We start from the raw sequence: 17,079 nt of genomic DNA, 5'->3' as shown, positions 1-17,079 counted from the left end.
ACGGCATATTCGTTCATAGCCACCATGATTCTCGTTCATAGCCACCATAATAGTAGGGCGATGCTAAACTGCCTCCTACTCCGTCTCCCGTGGCGGCAACTCAGACCGTGCATCCAGCCGACGCCCAAAGGCTTCGCGGGTTCGGGGCGGGCGTTCTCTCGTCCCGGGGCGGATTGAAAGTAATTGTCGATCGTGCCCCGGTTTTAGGCTGGGGCTTTCTGAAAGCATTGAAAGCTTCAACGTCAGGTCGGATGCAGAGTGGATTAACTTAACTAATTTTTCAAATTGGAGATGGATTTTGGTAAAGGGGAACGGAGGTGTCTTTGGCCCCAAAGCATAAACCAACAAGCACAATCCGATCCCCAAACCAAAGCTCCCATTCTTTCAGGAGATTGGAAACAAGCGTTATCAGTAAATAATAAACGGTGTTTTAGGACAGTAAAGCTTTTCTCTTAACTAGCTGTCCTCTACTTCTCAAGTAAACTGCTAGGCAACACTAATTATCTGACCGTCCCTTAAACTGCTGAAGTCATAGATTGTGCTACCAGCTATGAGTTTTTCAAATTCAGAAGTATTCATAATAATGCTATTCTTGATGAAATTCACCGCTGTCCCCGATCTTCCAACGGTATAACTTCCTGACGTTAATTCCAGTGTGTCTTTACCGTTTTCGCCATTGAAATTACCCCTACCGAAACCCTTGAGATAGTCTTTACCATTTCCTAAAAATATGCTGCCAATGCCCTCAAAGCCTCCCTCGGCAATGATGGAGTCTGCGTTGTTACCAGTATTAATGATACCGAGATTGAAGATGCTGCGACCGCTAATCTCAGTGATTGTGTCATTACCATCACCGGTATTAATGGTATTGGTGTTGTAGAAACCATATCCGGTGCCGTCATTAAGGCTTGCATCGCAAATGATGGAGTCTGCACCACTACCAGTATTAATGATTCCGGTGTTGAAAATCCCGAAGGCGGCAATGCCACTAATTATGTCATCACCATCACCGGTATCAATGGTAGTAATGGTAGTGCTGCCCTCTTTGTTGCCAAGACTATTGAAAATTCCGTACCCACCGCCGCTAGTATTAGTGCCAGTGATTGTGTCATCGCCACCGCCACTATTTATGTTTCCTAGACTGTAGATGCCGGTGCCACCTCCGTCGCCATTGCCACTTATTAAGTCGTTACCGTTACCGGTAGCGATCGTGAAATAGTTTATAAGACCGGAAAAGCCACTACCCGTAATTGTGTCGTTACCGTCGCTAGTATCTATGGTGCCGGTGGAGTTGAAGATTCCGCTACCAGAATCGCTTTCCTGAGCAATGCCAGTGATTAGATCGTTACCCTCTGAAGTATTAAGCGTGCCGAGGTTATAGATGCCACTGATACCGAACCCCACAGTGTCAAGGCTAGTGCTAATGCCAGTGATTGTGTCGTTACCATCACCGGTATCAATGGTACTAATGGTAGTGCTGTCCCTTGGGTTGCCAAGACCATTGAAAATTCCGTACCCACCTCCGCTAGTATTAGTGCCAGTGATTGTGTCATCGCCACCGCCACTATTTATGTTTCCTAGACTGTAGATGCCGATGCCACCTCCGTCGCCATTGCCAGTTATTAAGTCGTTACCATTACCGGTAGCGATCGTGAAATAGTTTATAATACCGAAAAAGCCACTACCCGTAATTGTGTCGTTACCATCGCCAGTATTTATGGCGCGGGAGTTGAAGATTCCGCTACTATAATTACTTGCCTGACCCATGCCAGTAATTATATCGTTACCCTCTGAAGTATTAAGCGTGCCGAGGTTATAGATGCCACTGATACCGAACCCCACAGTGCCAAGGCTAGTGGTAATGCCAGTGATTGTATCGTCACCAGCAAGAGTATTAACGATGCCATCATTACGTATTTCCTCCACTCCAGACGGGACAATATTAGCCTGGTCAGTAAACGTCGTTATACTTGAAAGTTCGATCGCCATAGGAAGACCTCCGAATTAAGAGAGAAATGAAAGAATGTTAGATGTTATGTCTTATATTTGTCTCCCAATTTCTGGGGGTGACAACCCGCCCAAAACCCAGACGGGGTAAAGATTGAGCTGTGTTGTGGTAAAAAAAGATAGGCAGTAGAATTGTTACAAGCTTGCCTATCCCAAAAAATATGTTACCAACATTTTACCAGACTCACTTACAAAAACAACTGACGCCAGCCCAGTTTATTTTACTCACAATCTTGTTGAACCTGATACAATCCGAGAAACAAGTGAGGTTAGAGAGACTGGTGCGAGTATTTCCTTACCCAATTACTACCGAAAGTCTTGCCAAGCAAATTACAAAGATTTCTCGATTTACCTCAATTAAGGATCGCACTAATCTGGTTCCCATTAATCACTTATTGGTTAACAACTTATTGCCCTATCGGACAAAGGTTATCGATTGCGATCGACCGCAGTCAGGGGGGTGTATCAATCTGTTCACGCTCGCATTGATTTGGCTGTTATAGGGCTATCCCATTATACTGGTGTTTATTACCCAAATTAGGAAACAGTAACTTAAAAGAACAAACCCTCGCTCTACAACAAGTCTTACCCTTACTTAAAGAATATAAAGTCATCGTTTTAGGAGACCGTGAATTTGGCTCGGTAGACTTGGAAAACAAACCGGGGACAATGGGTGTATCTTTTTGCTTGAGACTGAAAAAAAATCATTGCCTGGAAACAGAAAATTTAATCTGGCAACGTTTAGACCAATTAGGAATAATACCAGGAACTTCGTTATACTTTCAAGGAGGAAGAGTCAGAAAAACACGGGCCTCTAGCCGGATTTGATATCGCCTGTAAATGGAAACGTAACTATCAGGGAGTAAAAGTCAAAAATGCTTGGTTTAGTCTGAAAGATTTAGGCTCATTGCCTGTCGCGATTGCAGCTTACAAAAAGCGGATGGGAATAGAAGAAATGTTCCGAAATTATAAGACAGGAGGCTACAATATAGAAGGAACTGGTTTAAAAAAAGAGTGGCTTATTAAAATAATTTGGTTAATGGCTATCGCCTACAGTTCGGCAATATTTCAGGCTACTGAAATTCAGAAAAAGTAGGTACAAAAATATATATCTAATTCTAAAAAACCCAGAAAAAAATACCGAAGACGGAGTACATTTGGCATTGGTCAAGATGGGGAACAGTGGGTAAATTATCTCGCTCAACATTCCGAACTCGTTCAAGAGTTAATGAAATTAACTCCTAATAAACGTCGTTTTTATCAGCAGGGTGTACGGGCTGGAACCCTGATTTGGTCTATTTCGTAGCCTTCTCTGTCACCCCCCAGGAAATAAACGTAGCTTTTATCAACAGGGTATACGGGCTGCAACCCTGATTCAGTCTAGTTCCTAGACATCTTTGTCACCCTCCCAGGCTTGTAGCACAGTTTAAATGCACAACATCTTGGTACCCTAATCTCCCCACACTTGGCCAAGGATACCGCACAACTTCATCAGCTTGAGCCTGTGCGGTTGCAGAATGAGCCGGATTATACAACAAGAGCGATATAACGGATTGCTGCGTTGCGATAGTGCGCTTGGAGGCGATCGCCCTCGAAATCCTGTAACTCCTAGAGCCGTGGTGCTGACTGTGCGTGATTTTGGGTGTTTGGAGGGGATGCCAGAGGTGCGCTGTGCAGATCGACTCCCACTGAAATGGTAGATTTATAGAAGCAAGATTGGCATCAGTAACGCTTTCAATTATCATTAAGGTTGGTTCTCTAGCAAAATTGTCAAAAATAAGAAATTAAAATGATTATTTTTCCTTCGGCATTGGCGTTCCAGTTGCTGTCATCGTCCGGGGGCAGGGTTAATAAATATTATCTTAATTACCGATTCATACAGACTCAAAGTCGAAACCTGTGAAGATAATTACCCATAGCCAAGCGGTAGTTATGTGCATCTAGCGCTCAGTCCCCCCCTAGAGTTGATGTAGCCGTGAAAAAGATCCTGATTCTCACCGCCAATCCAAAGAATACAGACAAGCTGCGCTTGGATGAAGAAGTCCGAGAAATTCAGGCAGGCTTAGAACGAGCCCAAAAAAGAGATCGGTTTGAAATTGTTACTCGATGGGCATTACGTGTTGATGACTTGCGTCGCGCTTTATTAGATAACGAACCACAAATTATCCATTTTTCTGGGCATGGGGCCGGAGAGCATGGCTTAGCTTTGGAAAATAGTTCGGGACAAATGCAGTTAGTCAGTACGGAGTCACTCGTAAGGCTATTTAAGTTGTTTAAGGACACGATTGAGTGTGTTGTGCTGAATGCCTGCTATTCAGAGGCTCAAGCTGAGGCAATTCACCAACACGTTGACTATGTAGTTGGCATGAATAAGGCAATTGGCGATCGGGCAGCAATTGAATTTGCTGTGGGATTTTATGATGCCCTGGGAGCCGGAAGATCTTATGCAGATGCTTATGAGTTTGGGTGTAGTGCAATTGACTTAGAGGGAATTCCGGAGTCTCTAACACCCGTCCTCAAAAGTAAGAATAGTCAACCCAGCCCATCAAACTTGCCCCTACCTCCGAAACCCCCTGGTATAGATGACAATGACTTTCGTTATGATGTCTATATCAGTTACGTAGACGAAGATCCTGATTCTACCTGGGTGTGGGATACGCTACTGCCACGACTGGAGCAGGCTGGTTTACGTATTGCAGTTTCCGGTGATGTTGACATACCTGGCGTAGCCCGCTTAATCAACATTGAGAATGGAATTACTCAGTCTAAACGGACTATAATCGTGCTGTCAGAAACCTACCTGGCAGATAACATGGCAGAATTCGAGAATAGTCTAGTGCAAACAATGGGGATTCAGGAAGGTGGCGCCCGTATAGTACCCATCAAATTCACGCCAATTGACTCAAATCTCTTACCTCTACGACTTTGTGGTCTTCTGAAGCCAATAGATCTAGCTCATCCCCGTCGCTCCCAGCACGAATTTGATCGCTTAGTGCAAGGATTGCAAAAACCATTTTATATGCGTGAAAAAAAGTAACATTTGAAGTATTCTCTTTTACAGATCAGCTCCATTCATCCCACCCCTATGCTACGCGCAGGCTACGCCAACAGGGGTCGGGATGAATGGACTGTCCATGCGGGGGGCAGTAAAGATTTGCAACAAACAAATGAAACACAGGAAAAGAATACCCCGTGTAAAGTTCGCCCAACTAAGAGGATTCACCTTTCTAAAGCAAACGGGAAACAAAGACCGAGATTTCCACAATCAAATATCGGGTAATACACGCAGTAGTTAAGAATGCTCTACAGCCAAGCTGGGACAACTGTTTTGAGTCAAACAGTTGTCGATTTCGCGCCGCAGGACGAAGTTGCCACAATGCCATAGAATAATTGTGGTATCTTTTCAATGGACATGGCAAAGGCAAATGGGTACTTGCTCCCGCCATCAAGGGAGCATTCGATAACATTAGCCACAAGTATATCCTCAAAGCAATCGGGAAAGTCCCCGGCAGAGAGTGAATCAAACAGTGCGTAAAAACAGGATATTTAGAGGCAGAGATATTTGATAGTACCGAGCAAGGTACTCCTCAAGAGCGAATTATTAGAAACAACTTGACATAGATAATATTTTAATGAAAAAACAGATTTGGTTTTTAAGCTTGGAGCTGATAGCTACGAGTAGTCTACTAGCATTCTCCTGGATAGCTCCTACATCAGCTCAACAGAGAATAGACATACGTAATGTTAAGGGAAATGTTCAATTCCACGACTCCAGGGAAGAAGGAGTCTGGTCTAGAATTCAATCCACTGATCCTCCACCCCTATTGCCTAAGCAGTGGCTCCAAACGCGAAGTAGCAGCAGAGCAGACTTATATTTAAGTCCTCGAGGGACTGCTTACCTGCAGGGAAGTTATACGACTTCTCAATTTGCGCCGACAGCGGAATGCCTATTTCTACTGGCTCAAGGCAAAATCGTATACCTCCATAATAGGAGGTCTGTTGTCCCAGCGTGTGAAACCAGAACTAAAAAGGCAAGCATACGGGCTCCTGGTACAGCACTATTCGTTATAGAAGACGATCGAGAGACAACGGTTGGGGTTCTGACTAATAGTCCAGAAGGACCTGTTACAGTCACTGGTCTAAGAAGTGGAAAGACTGTTGAACTGAGAGCTGGTGAGCTTGCATCTGTGTCTATTGATGGAGATGTGAGGCGGCTCGGGGAATTCAGCCTGCGAGGCTTCTATCGGAACAATCCACTGGCTTTGGGTTTAGGGCTTGGATCGGAGCATGAAGATTTCGTCAACCAACAACCTGATGACCTCCAGGAAGTAATCCTTGAGGTTCGGGAGGAAACTGTGGGGGCTTTACTGGAGCAAGAGAAGGAGAGGTTACTTGATAATGAACTTCTGACTCCTCCCAATCTGGAATTTCCTTTACGTGCCCCTCACGTACCACCAAATCCTCCACCACCAATTCCTCCACCACCAAATCCTCCACCACCAAATTCTCCACCACCAATTCCTCCACTACCAAATCCTCCACCACCAATTCCTCAACCACCAATTCCTCAACCACCAATTCCTCAACCACCAATTCCTCAACCACCAATTCCTCAACCACCAATTTCTCCACCAATTCCTCAACCACCACCTCCTCCACCAGATCCTCTACCAGAGGGTCCATTAGTTCCTCAATGATCGATAAAAACCTGGCGATAAGAACGCAACTTAGAGTTAGACTAAATCGCCAAATAGTTTGCTAAACTTGTCTATAATTGACCAAACAAGAAACTCTAGGTAAGCTTAATTATGTTTGGCATCAAAAGAGCGCTAAAATTGAATAACAACGAAGCGACCTTGATGGCAAAACACGCAGGATTTCGGCGGGCCGTATTCAATTTCGGGTTGAGCTTGCGGACTCAAATGTATAGTGACGGCAAGCTTTCGGACTCGAAGGCGATCGACAAAGTTAAAAAAGTTCTCACCAACCACGTCAAGAAACAGCCTGAATTCGCTTGGATGAACCAGTTGTCTAGTCGAGTCTACCAAAACGCTTTTATTGACTTGAAAAATGCGTTTAGTCGATATCGTTCCGGGAAAGCAGGTCATCTAAAATTCGCTAGCCGTCGCAATGGTCAATCTTTTACAGTCGATTCATCCAATGGGAAAGTTCTGCTAAGAGCTGGCAAAACTATTAAGATTCCTACATTGGGAATGTTTCGGCTTGATGAGCCCCTAGAATGTGGTTACGTGTCTCAAACTTTCACGTTCTCAAAAGGAGGTAGTCGCTGGTTTATTTCATTTTGTGTTGATGCGGAACGTCTCCCAGTTCAACAGCCCAAAGGCTCTGTAGGAATCGGTGTAGGTATTAAATCTTTTGCCATGCTGTCAAACCAGCAAGTTTTTGATGCACCAAAACCGTTGAAGCAAGCGAAAACAAAGCTGGCTATTTTACAACGTCAAACTTCAAGACAGGTAAAAGGCTCCAATAACCAGCGCAAAACCTACAATAAAATTAGCCGAATTCACGCGCAAATAGCTGGTATTCGTAAAGATTTTATACACAAGTTAACACCTTACTTAACCAAAACTTTTAAGCGAATCAAGATTGAAGACTTGAATGTCTTGGGCATGATGGCAAATCACAAGCTGGCGGGGGCGATATCCGACCTGGGCTTTTATGAGTTCAAGCGTCAACTCGATTACAAATGCCAAATGTATGGAGCAAATTTAGTGCTGGTAGATCAATGGTTGCCTAGCTCTAAAACTTGCTCTAATTGTGGGCATAAAAAAGATATGCCACGTTCGTCTTCGGACTTATGATTGTGCTGCTTGTGGTAGATCTCTCGATCGCGATCTCAACGCCAGTATGAATATTTTAAACTGGGAACCCTCGGCGGTCGCGGGATAGCCTACTGATCTTGGGATAGCCGCCTTTCTCCACTACGTTGGGGCCAACAGAGTGGGAAGTAAACTCGGATTATCTAAAGATGGCTTTAGATAAGTTTAGGTAAGTTTTACAAGCAGAATTTTCGATTTCTCCGAGCGAGTTAGTGGCAACCAAATTACTCATATTGGAGCTAGCCCATGCGTATTATGGCTGTAGTGTTTTTCTCTTCATCGACTTTTGGTGCTTGGGTCTTTAACTACCCAGCAATCGCCAGTCCTAGCCCAGAAATCCTCCAGAATCAGAACACCTCAGCCAACTCTAGAGCGATTGAGCTGCCAGAAGCCGAAGTCTATTCTGAAGTGACAAGAGTGCCTAATGTTGAAGAGACTAGGACCCTTGAGACACAGGTCGATCGTGGAGAGGTAAAAATGCCCGTGCTTAAGCTTACCGACCTAACTCCCGTTTCTGGAACTGCTGCCGAACTGTTACCTGTTGAACACCTTCAAGCTCAGAGCCCTGTACCTGAAGGAAAACCAGAAGCCGGAATCTATTCTGAAGTAACAAGAGTACCTAATGTTGAAGCCACTAGAGTCCTTGAGACACAGGTCGATCGTGGAGAGGTAAAAATGCCTGTGCTTAAGCTTACCGACCTAACTCCCGTTTCTAGAACTCCTGCCGACCTGTTACCTCTTGAACGTCTTCAAGCCCAGAGTCCTGTACCTGAAAAAAACCCCGATTTTCCAGAAGTTCCACCTCCGCCCCCTGACGAGCCTTACACTCCCGATGAGTCTGACAACGATCTTAGGAAGCCTGATATTATTCGCCGTTCGCTGCAGGAATCTTCTCGCCGTCAGCCGAATTTAGAACTGCTGCTGCGCTCTTCAGCGCAAACCTATTCTAGTATAAATTCTCCAGCAATTAACCGAGAGACAGCGTTCGTTAACAGTGCTCTTCTTCGGGGAAAACTCGACCTGGGATCTGAGACAAGCCTAGTAGCCGACGCTGGAGGTAGCTCCGTGCTATTTACATCGGAACATGGCTACAACGCATTGAACTTTAGTTTTGGAGTTCGACAGCAATTGGCAAACAACACTGCCGCTGAACTGGCATGGGTACAAGAGCGTCTCTCCAAGAATGGTTCGTCTGATGACTTAGTAGACAATTCATTACGGCTTGCAGTAGGGCGACTGGATCGACTCTCATCCAAGCTACGTTTAGACTCAGGCTATGAACTTCGAGCGAGCTTCGCCTCACCATACGAGGCAAGTCTAGTCAGGAACACCTTAACGGTGGGCTTGCGCTATGACCTGACTCCTCGGCTGCAAGGGAGGCTGGACTATCAGGTTGTCTTTGATGACTTCACACGCCAAGACCGCCTTAATACGCAACAGCAGATAACTGCTATGACAGTCTACTATCTTAATCGGAATACATTTATCAATGGCTCAGTATCTTACTTAGTGGGAGACTCGTATAATCGACTCACAGGTGGGTCAGGCTATAATTTAAATTATCTCTCAATCGGGGTGAACATTGGGTACAATCTATCAATATTTTAAGCATTATTTACAAACTTCTTGATATTCTTTTTTAGTCTTCAGGTAATTACTCTCCCTCAGCCACTTGCAACCACGATCTAACAAATGGTCTAACCCCAAGTTCCACAGAATTACTGGCTTATCTTCACTAGCTGCTACAATCATTGTGCCATTCTGACTAAAACTGACACTCTGGATAGGAGTCCCAAGCCCTTTCAAGGTTGCGAGTTCTTTGCCATCGCGACTCCAGAGCTTAACAGTTTTATCGTCACTGGCGGAAGCAATTAATTGACTATCAGGACTAAAACTCAGGCTAGTAACCAAGGCGTCGTGACCTCTGAGAGTTTTAGAGTCTTTACCATCAAGGTTCCAGAGCTTAACAGTGTTGTCCTCGCTGGCAGAGGCAATCATTTGTCCATCAGGGCTGAAACTCACGCTGTAACCTATCAGAGTTTGAACCTCTTTACCATCAAGGTTCCAGAGTTTAACAGTGTTGTCCTCGCTGGCAGAGGCAATCATTTGTCCATCAGGGCTAAAACTCACGCTGGTGACTCTTAGTTTGTGCTTCCCAAAGTTTTTGAGTTCTTTCTTATTAAAGTTCCAGAGTTTTAAAGTACCGTGTTTTAAAGTACCGTCCTGACCGCCTAAAGCAAGTATTGGGCGGTTTGGACTGAAACTTATGTTACTAACGGCCTCGCCCAAAGTTTCAACCTTTTCGCCGTTGAGATTCCAAAGTTTAACAGTGTTGTCCTCGCTGGCGAAGGCAATCATTTGACCATCTGAACTAAAAGTTAAGCTGGTAACTACCCCCTTATGATCTTCCGAGGTTTTAAGTTCTTGACCGTTGAGATTCCAAAGTTTAACAGTGTTGTTCTTAGGATTGTCCTTACTCCTTGAAGCAGTCGCAATCGTTTTTCCGTCTGGACTGAAAGCTAAAATATAGCCTTTTAGGGTATGTTTTTGGGAAGGTTCCTCACCACTAGGGAGGCTCCAGAGTTCCACTACGTCGTTATTGACCGAAGCAAGAATTTGACCTTTAGGACTGAAACTCACGCTATTAGCTGGAGCTGAATGACTTGTTAGAACTTGGAGAGAAGAAGTGTTGTTGGCTTTCCAGATTCTAACAGTGTTATCGTCCCCGACTGAGACAAGGGTTTCGTTGTCTTTTGGGCTGAAACTTAGGCTTTTCACTGGACGGGTGTGGCCCTTTAGAGTTTCAAGCAGCTCGCCCTTCTTGTCCCAGAGTTTGACAATGTTGTCCTCACCCGCTGTGGCAAAGGTTTCGCCATCGGGGCTGAAACTTACATCGTTCACTGGACCATTATGACGATCGGTATAAAGATCATCTGGGGGGGGTATAGGTCCTTTAACGTTGACGTTCCAGAGCCGGACAGTGCCGTCCTCACTGGCGGAGACAAGGGATTGACCATCAGGGCTGAAACTTACACTTTTAACAGGAGCGGTGTGACCCTCAAAGGTTCTGAGCAGCTTACCCTTGAGATTCCAGAGCCGAACGGTTCTGTCCGCACTAGCAGAAGCAATCATCTCGCCGTTTGGGCTAAAACGTACCCTATAGACTTGATCTGTGTGTCCATTTAAGGTTTTGAGCGACTTATCTTTGGGGTTCCAGAGTTTGATGATGCCCTTAGCATCAGCCGATGCAATGTTTTCACCGTCGGGACTAAAACTTACGCTATTTATTGGTATTTGATTGTGATGATCGAAAGATGAAGGTTCCTTGCCGTCACGGTTCCAGAGTGTCAACTTACCGTCCTTACTACCTGAGACAATCATTTTGCTGTTTGGGCTGAAACTCACACTGGTAACACTATCCTTAAGCTTTAGTGGAGGTAGGAGTTCTCCCCCATCGGGACTCCAGAATTTGACAGTGGCATCTTCTCCCGCCGAGGCAATTATCTTACCGTCGGGGCTGAAACTCACGCTCCGGACTTCAAGGCTATGCCCTTCTAGACGACTGCGTTCTTGTACTTCGTAAACAGCCTTTGCAAGAGTTGCCACAGTCTCCAGGCGAACTTGGTTTGGTAGCCACAAATTTGGCTGCTTGAGTTTTTTTCCTGCCCTGACACTCTCTATCAGTCCTTCAAGCTGGTTATTTTGAGAAAGCTGAGATTGGGACAATGCTGTTAAAGTCTCGATTTCGCGCTGCACGGCTTGGTTCCACTGCCACAAAGCGACCACTGCTGCTATGCTCACTAGCCCCGCAGCGGTAATGGCAACTTTCGTCTGCGTCTGAGCTGCTTTACGCGCTTTTCTTTCCTGCTCTGCTGCTTTCTCTTCCTGCTCCAGCCTTTCTCGGATCAGGTCTAACTCTCGTTGTCTAGCTGCTTCTTCTCGCTCTTTTGCTTCCTGAATAGCCCTCTTGCTGGCTTCTGCCAGTGTAAGCAGTGTTTCATCATAGCCTAGTTCGGCAGCATCAGGGCTCTCCAGCCAACGCTCTGTTTCAGCCAATTCAACCTCATCCAGCAGACCCCCACTACCTTTACCTAAGCGTACCCACTCCTCTACTTGACGCATCAGTCGCCTGCGAATCTGTTCCGCTTCCCGACGTTCCCTGACCCACAACTGTAGAGTAAACCAGCCACTAATCAGGGCTTCATGGGCAATATCTACTTTTCTGCTAGAGTTCTCCTCTCCACCGCTAAGCGTTAACAGGCGACGACTTGCTAAATAGAGTAGCGTCCAGTCAAATAGGTCTGCATTGTCACCGGACACCCGTAACTGTTCAACCGATTGCTGTCGGCGGGTATCGGCACGTCCCTCGCCAAACTGAATCAGCCGGAGGAAGATCCGGCGAGCGACCCGCTGCTCTTCCTCGCTCAGGGCAACTAGAGCATAATCAGCACGATTGGCGATCGCCGCTTGCAATCCTGTGCGGTTGCTAGCATCAAAGTTGCTGTAGGCTGGGCTAGTAAGGACTAGAGTTTCATAAGCTCTAAGGGGCAAGAATCGCCGCTCCACTTTCTCCCATAACAACACCAGTGTCTCTTGAAGTAGAGGTAAAACTCCTGGCTCCCCAACAGCATCTGCCACCAAGCGTTCTATTAATGCCGCTTCTATGAACACATCGGCATTCTCAGCCGGTCTGATGATTGCCTGACGCAAACCTACCGCATCTGGAGGGACTAGCTCCATTCGGTAAGATTGAATGTTTCGCCAGAGCGGTGACTTCATCAGCTCAGCATAAAAGTCAGCTCGAACAGTCAAAATTAAATAGCAGTTGGGAGTATCGATTAGGTGCAGCAATGCTTTCTGGAAGGGGGCTGCCTCCTCTCCGGTAAGTGTAAACACCTCCTCAAACTGGTCTATGACTAATAGCAATCGTTGAGCATTCGGCTGGCTAGCTAGAGCCTCTGTTACTGCCAGTTTAGGATTAGCAAGGTCATTCCCCAATGCAGTTTTTAGCTCAGCTAGAGGTGTCTCGCCAGGGCGGATAGTGCGAACTAGCCACTCGCCATAACCGAAGAGTCCACTTCGGCGCAGGGCAGGAATGAGTCCCGCAAACACTAAAGAGGATTTTCCATTTCCTGAAGGGCCAATCACAGAGATGAAGGGGTGCAGGCGTAGACGCTCTACGAGTTCCTTTACTTCCGCGTCACGCCCGAAGAAGCAATCGCTGTTATCCTCTCTGAAAGATACCATCCCTGGGTATGGACAGGGCGGCTTAAGAGAGGAAGTTGGTACGGGCCGCTTTAAGTCGGCGCAGAGGTGGCGAGTAGCCTCTTCCCACTCAGTCGGATTAGTGGCATTGAGTTTAATGAGAGGAGTTAAGCGAAGTGGCAGTTTGACCGGCTGTAAGACGAGGGGGATAACTGGCCACGTTGCTGAGTCAAAGCCGTAAAACTGAGCCAAGAGGTCAATGAATTGGTTAAAGCCGTCTGCCAGATAGGCTGGGGAAAGCACCAGCAACATACGATCGCTTTGCTCAATGGCACGCTCAAATTCTAGAAGCCGAACCGTACCTAGAGCAAATGCTGCTTCTGAGTGGTAACGCACGCCAGCCTGCTTCAAACAGTCGATTAAGTAGCCTTCTACCCAGTCACTGTCAGCATCAGCATAGGAAATAAAGAGGTCGTATTGTGCAGTTTTCACTATGATGCACTCTCCCACTAGCAATACTGTTCAAAACAAAAACAGAAGCCTTAATTCCGCATTTTCCTAAGCAAATCGAACTTAAAAATTAATCCCGCTTCACAAAAGTGACGGTTGAAAACCAAGGATTGCTATAGCGTCCCAAGCAGGAGTATCTAAAACAAAGGTATCTGACCCACTTCCCCCTGTCAGCATATCAATCTACCCTGCTGTTGTTGAACTACTGCCTTGAAGGAGATCGTTTCCTTTGCTGCCGTTGAGGGTATCGTTACCAGCTAGGCCTAGGATGGTGTCGTTTTCTGTTGTCTCTTCGAGGATATTGTTTTCTTGGTCGCCAATGATTTGTACCTTTTTCAATTCTCCTTTACTGTGTTTTGTGGAAGTTGTGCGAGCAACATTCTGTAAAAATAAAAGATTGGGTTTCTCACTCCACTGGGGGAGTGAGTCGTGCAACAGTTGAAGTTGACCAGGGAAAAACGATATTGGTTGGCGGTAATTCGGGATTGTGGACGAAGGCAACTACAGCTTCCCAGTCGAACAAGACTTTCCCTGGTCAAAGCGATGCTAGCTAGTTAATCCCCACCAACGGGAACAAATCGTGATTAGGCCACTTTCCTGCAACGGCATCGGCAATCTGGTTCAAGCGATGCGCTAGGTAATTCAATTTAATGTCGTATGGCGCTTCAAAATCTTTGTTGAGCGAGACTGCCATCGCGATTCCATCGTTGCGACGTACCATATAGGCAACCGCACCGGTCATTCCACCATAGTGTTCATCCAGATTGTCCTTATGCGCCTGTACAGTGCTGTTCTTCAGCAAGACGTTATCTTTTCCAGAAAACAGAACGCTTAACATCTTGACGTAATCTGCTGGAGCCATCGACAGACCACCTGTGCCAGGTAACGTTTGGAAGTTACCACTGTATGGGAAAGGTACCATAGGCTGATCGGGAGTCTTAGCACTTCTTTTCACCCCAGGATTTGTGGAATGATAGCGCACTTCTAATGGGTTCATTTCAGACAATAGGCTACCCGTGACAACTGCACGCTTGACGCCGATTGGCTTGCTGATGTATTTCTGCACCGTTTGCTCGAAGACCATCTGGTACTGTTGTTCGACAAGCAGCGTCAGCATCGTGAAGCCGGTATTGGAGTAAGAGTCTTTTCCAATTAGGTTGTCATCTAGGTCAATCATCACCTGAACATTGACCACATCAGCTAACGATAATGGGTATTGTTTCTTTTGGTTCGCTGGCAACTTCTCGTTGATCTTCTTGAGAAGGGAGTCCCAATCACCACTACTGGGAGGTAACCCAGCTTTGTGTTCGAGCATCTGACGAATAGTCATTTGGGGTATCTTATTCCCCATCTCCGATACTGGCTTTGTCAGTTGGACGCGATCAATATACTTGTCGTCTAAGCTCAGAACACCCTTCTCTGCTAACTGCAAGACCAGAAGCTTCACAAACTGTTTTGAGTTACTGCCAACACGGAAGATATTCTCCGGTCGTGTAACTGGGTAACCTTGCTCTGCCCAAGTGAAGGCGCGGGCGTAAACCAGTTTATCGTCTTTTGCAATTGCCAGTGACCCGGCTCGCACGTTGTCATTCTGCATAAATTCCTGCATCGCCTCATCAAAAGCGTACAGCGACGGAATCGACTGCCCTGTAACCGTCAACTGGCGCGGACGTGCTTCGTGGCGTTGGGTAAAAATCGCTGCGAATTGTGTTTTCCCGTTCACCACTGCACCCTGCACGCAGAGTGGGTAAAAGTTGCCGTTTTTGACCAGCTTATCGGCTTCGGCTTGATACTCACTGCTGGTCAACCCGATCTTTGAAACAAACTTACCTAACTGATCGTCGCGGTAGACCTCGATATAGCGACCGTGTGGCGCGTGCGTGATGAAAGCAGGACGCATCCACTGCGCTACTTGGGCATCAAAGACTGCCTGGAAGTCGCCAGGTTCTAATAAGGAGGAATCTGTTCCACTGAAATTGAGTGCTAGTTTTTTATCAGCACAGTGGAAAACGACATCCCACGAGACGTTATCCTCATTGGGGCCCCAGATCGCAGCATAATACGGCTCATCGGCTGATCCGTAGACAGTTGCCCAGCGCAAGATATAGTTATTGCTTTTCGCCCAGCGATTCCAGTATGTAAACGTCGAGGTATCGTGAATTTTTTTGTCTGGTCCATCTACTGGACCACTGACCAGACCGTGACGGGCAAAAGGCTTTGGCCCAGATGTCTCCTCAAAGACCGCTGCAAACACCGTATTTGACCCAGACCCGAGTACACTGACAATAATGGGGTAGAAGCCTTTTTTCACCTGGTCGTTATAAAACTGCTGGTACTCTGTGCCGCTAGCTTTATAGATTGCTGTTTGCTTCGCAGCTTCTGGATTTTGAATCCAGACCGACGCATACAGTGGATTTTTGGGTTCGCCATAAACACTCAGCGAGATCATCCGAAAGCCTTTCTTAACTAGCGCGTCACCTTCTTTCGTGTGATTGCTCAAGTTCCGGTCATGCATCGCCGCAATGGGATACTGCGGGTTGTGATCCTTTGGGGGATTAATGCCAGGAGATTTCCATTCGCGGGTCAATTTCTCCTTCTTAAAGGTGTTGTAGCGCTCAGACTCAGCCACGTCTGGCAATTCGTCTGAGGTCGGAAAGCCAAGTAGACCATTTTCACCGCCTTGCTTCTTCCACTGGTCTAAAATTTCCTTACGGACTTCATGTGCGCCAGTTGATTTTGACCAATAGATTGCACCATTCTGAAACTCACTGTAACGTCCTTGGCTAGGGGCAGAGGTCGGTTTTTCGCCAGTGATTGGATAGCCCAATGAACTCTTGACACCGCCCAGTGCCAACCATTTTTTATAGATATCCCCAAAGATTTCATGTGCGCCTGTCTGAGGAGTCCAGTAAATACCGCGCTCGTGACCTTCGCCAAACGTGTTATAGCGTCCAATACGATCAGCAGCAATGCTTTCGTCGGTGTTAGGCAAAGAACTCACATTCTTATCCCAGCCTAATTCCAGAAACTTCTTACGGATGTTGCCATGAATCTCTTGTGCGCCTGTATCCTTAGACCAGTAGATAGACCCGCCTTCGTAATCGCGGTAACGACCGTTGCCATCAGCGGTATCTTTTTCGTTGCCAATCGGGTTGCCCAAAAAGCTCTTTGCTCCACCCAATTCTGCATATTTTACTTCGATTGTTGTTGCCATGGTATGTTTTTCTCCTTTGTTATTAGACTTAAAGCAAGGGTCAAAAGTGATCGCGGCTTCCTACGTGTTAGCTAGGCGTTGTTGACCAACTTGACTTCTTATTTGGATTGAGAGTCCGTATCGGACTTCTCATCTCTACAAATCAATCAAAACTTGCACCTGACCGAGATCGAGACTGAGAACGTACTGACTTCTTACCGACCTTCAACTGACTAACTTTGAGACAATCTGCTTAGCTTTTTGGAAAGGAAAAAAAGAGCGCTCGCTACGGGGATTTAGTCCACTTGTAGAAGCGGGTGGATT

General features: G+C 46.2%; 11 protein-coding genes. 6 read left to right on the top strand and 5 right to left on the bottom strand.

Annotated elements, in window-relative coordinates; translation table 11 throughout:
• Positions 1-486: 486 nt before the first annotated feature.
• Entirely contained in the window at positions 487-1,989 is a 1,503-nt protein-coding gene (locus tag QUA78_RS15510) for a hypothetical protein (RefSeq protein ID WP_333398891.1), read from the bottom strand.
• Between the two features lie 958 nt (positions 1,990-2,947).
• On the opposite strand from QUA78_RS15510, the gene QUA78_RS15505 reads away from it, so the two are divergent.
• From QUA78_RS15505 to QUA78_RS15495, 3 genes are all read left to right on the top strand, one after another.
• Positions 2,948-3,103, top strand: a complete 156-nt coding sequence (locus QUA78_RS15505) for a hypothetical protein (protein ID WP_333300286.1) — start codon at positions 2,948-2,950, stop codon at positions 3,101-3,103.
• Positions 3,104-3,524: 421 nt separating this feature from the next.
• Entirely contained in the window at positions 3,525-3,707 is a 183-nt protein-coding gene (locus QUA78_RS15500; protein ID WP_333300284.1) for a hypothetical protein, read from the top strand.
• A gap of 275 nt (positions 3,708-3,982) precedes the next feature.
• A complete protein-coding gene (locus QUA78_RS15495) occupies positions 3,983-5,044 on the top strand; it encodes a TIR domain-containing protein (RefSeq protein WP_333300282.1) in 1,062 nt (353 codons plus the stop codon).
• 1,262 nt (positions 5,045-6,306) lie between these two features.
• On the opposite strand, the gene QUA78_RS15490 is transcribed toward QUA78_RS15495, so the two are convergent.
• Complete coding sequence (locus tag QUA78_RS15490) at positions 6,307-6,690, bottom strand: hypothetical protein (protein ID WP_333300281.1); 384 nt, start codon at positions 6,688-6,690, stop codon at positions 6,307-6,309.
• Positions 6,691-6,842: 152 nt separating this feature from the next.
• Here QUA78_RS15490 and QUA78_RS15485 point away from each other — a divergent pair, with 152 nt between their 5' ends.
• From QUA78_RS15485 to QUA78_RS15480, 3 genes are all read left to right on the top strand, one after another.
• Complete coding sequence (locus QUA78_RS15485) at positions 6,843-7,829, top strand: transposase (RefSeq protein ID WP_333300279.1); 987 nt, start codon at positions 6,843-6,845, stop codon at positions 7,827-7,829.
• On the top strand, positions 7,786-7,917 hold the full coding sequence (locus QUA78_RS32880; protein WP_445302332.1) for a zinc ribbon domain-containing protein: 132 nt from the start codon (positions 7,786-7,788) through the stop codon (positions 7,915-7,917). The genes QUA78_RS15485 and QUA78_RS32880 overlap by 44 nt, the downstream gene beginning before the upstream one ends.
• A 176-nt stretch (positions 7,918-8,093) precedes the next feature.
• Positions 8,094-9,455: an outer membrane beta-barrel protein gene (locus tag QUA78_RS15480; RefSeq protein WP_333300277.1), complete on the top strand. Its 1,362-nt coding sequence runs from the start codon at positions 8,094-8,096 to the stop codon at positions 9,453-9,455.
• Between the two features lie 3 nt (positions 9,456-9,458).
• Here QUA78_RS15480 and QUA78_RS15475 read toward each other — a convergent pair whose 3' ends face one another.
• From QUA78_RS15475 to QUA78_RS15465, 3 genes are all read right to left on the bottom strand, one after another.
• A complete protein-coding gene (locus tag QUA78_RS15475) occupies positions 9,459-13,544 on the bottom strand; it encodes an nSTAND1 domain-containing NTPase (RefSeq protein ID WP_333300275.1) in 4,086 nt (1,361 codons plus the stop codon).
• Positions 13,545-13,745: 201 nt separating this feature from the next.
• The gene (locus QUA78_RS15470) at positions 13,746-14,063 is read right to left on the bottom strand and encodes a hypothetical protein (protein ID WP_333398890.1); all 318 of its coding nucleotides are present in this window, start codon (positions 14,061-14,063) and stop codon (positions 13,746-13,748) included.
• A 49-nt stretch (positions 14,064-14,112) separates the two neighbouring features.
• A complete protein-coding gene (locus tag QUA78_RS15465; RefSeq protein WP_333300271.1) occupies positions 14,113-16,776 on the bottom strand; it encodes a serine hydrolase in 2,664 nt (887 codons plus the stop codon).
• Positions 16,777-17,079: the final 303 nt, after the last annotated feature.

Origin of the sequence: Microcoleus sp. K4-B3 (assembly GCF_036704615.1) — a bacterium.
Classification (GTDB): domain Bacteria; phylum Cyanobacteriota; class Cyanobacteriia; order Cyanobacteriales; family Microcoleaceae; genus Microcoleus.
The sequence above is the reverse complement of the archived record's forward strand: the minus strand, read 5'-3'. Positions and strand labels throughout refer to the sequence as shown.

Excerpts from the sequence above, each read along its gene's own strand:
- QUA78_RS15500 (WP_333300284.1), top strand. The coding sequence starts at position 3,525 with ATGAGCCGGATTATACAACAAGAGCGATATAACGGATTGCTGCGTTGC.
- QUA78_RS15480 (WP_333300277.1), top strand. The coding sequence starts at position 8,094 with ATGCGTATTATGGCTGTAGTGTTTTTCTCTTCATCGACTTTTGGTGCT.
- QUA78_RS15505 (WP_333300286.1), top strand. The coding sequence starts at position 2,948 with ATGGGAATAGAAGAAATGTTCCGAAATTATAAGACAGGAGGCTACAAT.
- QUA78_RS15510 (WP_333398891.1), bottom strand. The coding sequence starts at position 1,989 with ATGGCGATCGAACTTTCAAGTATAACGACGTTTACTGACCAGGCTAAT.
- QUA78_RS15465 (WP_333300271.1), bottom strand. The coding sequence starts at position 16,776 with ATGGCAACAACAATCGAAGTAAAATATGCAGAATTGGGTGGAGCAAAG.
- QUA78_RS15490 (WP_333300281.1), bottom strand. The coding sequence starts at position 6,690 with ATGGACCCTCTGGTAGAGGATCTGGTGGAGGAGGTGGTGGTTGAGGAA.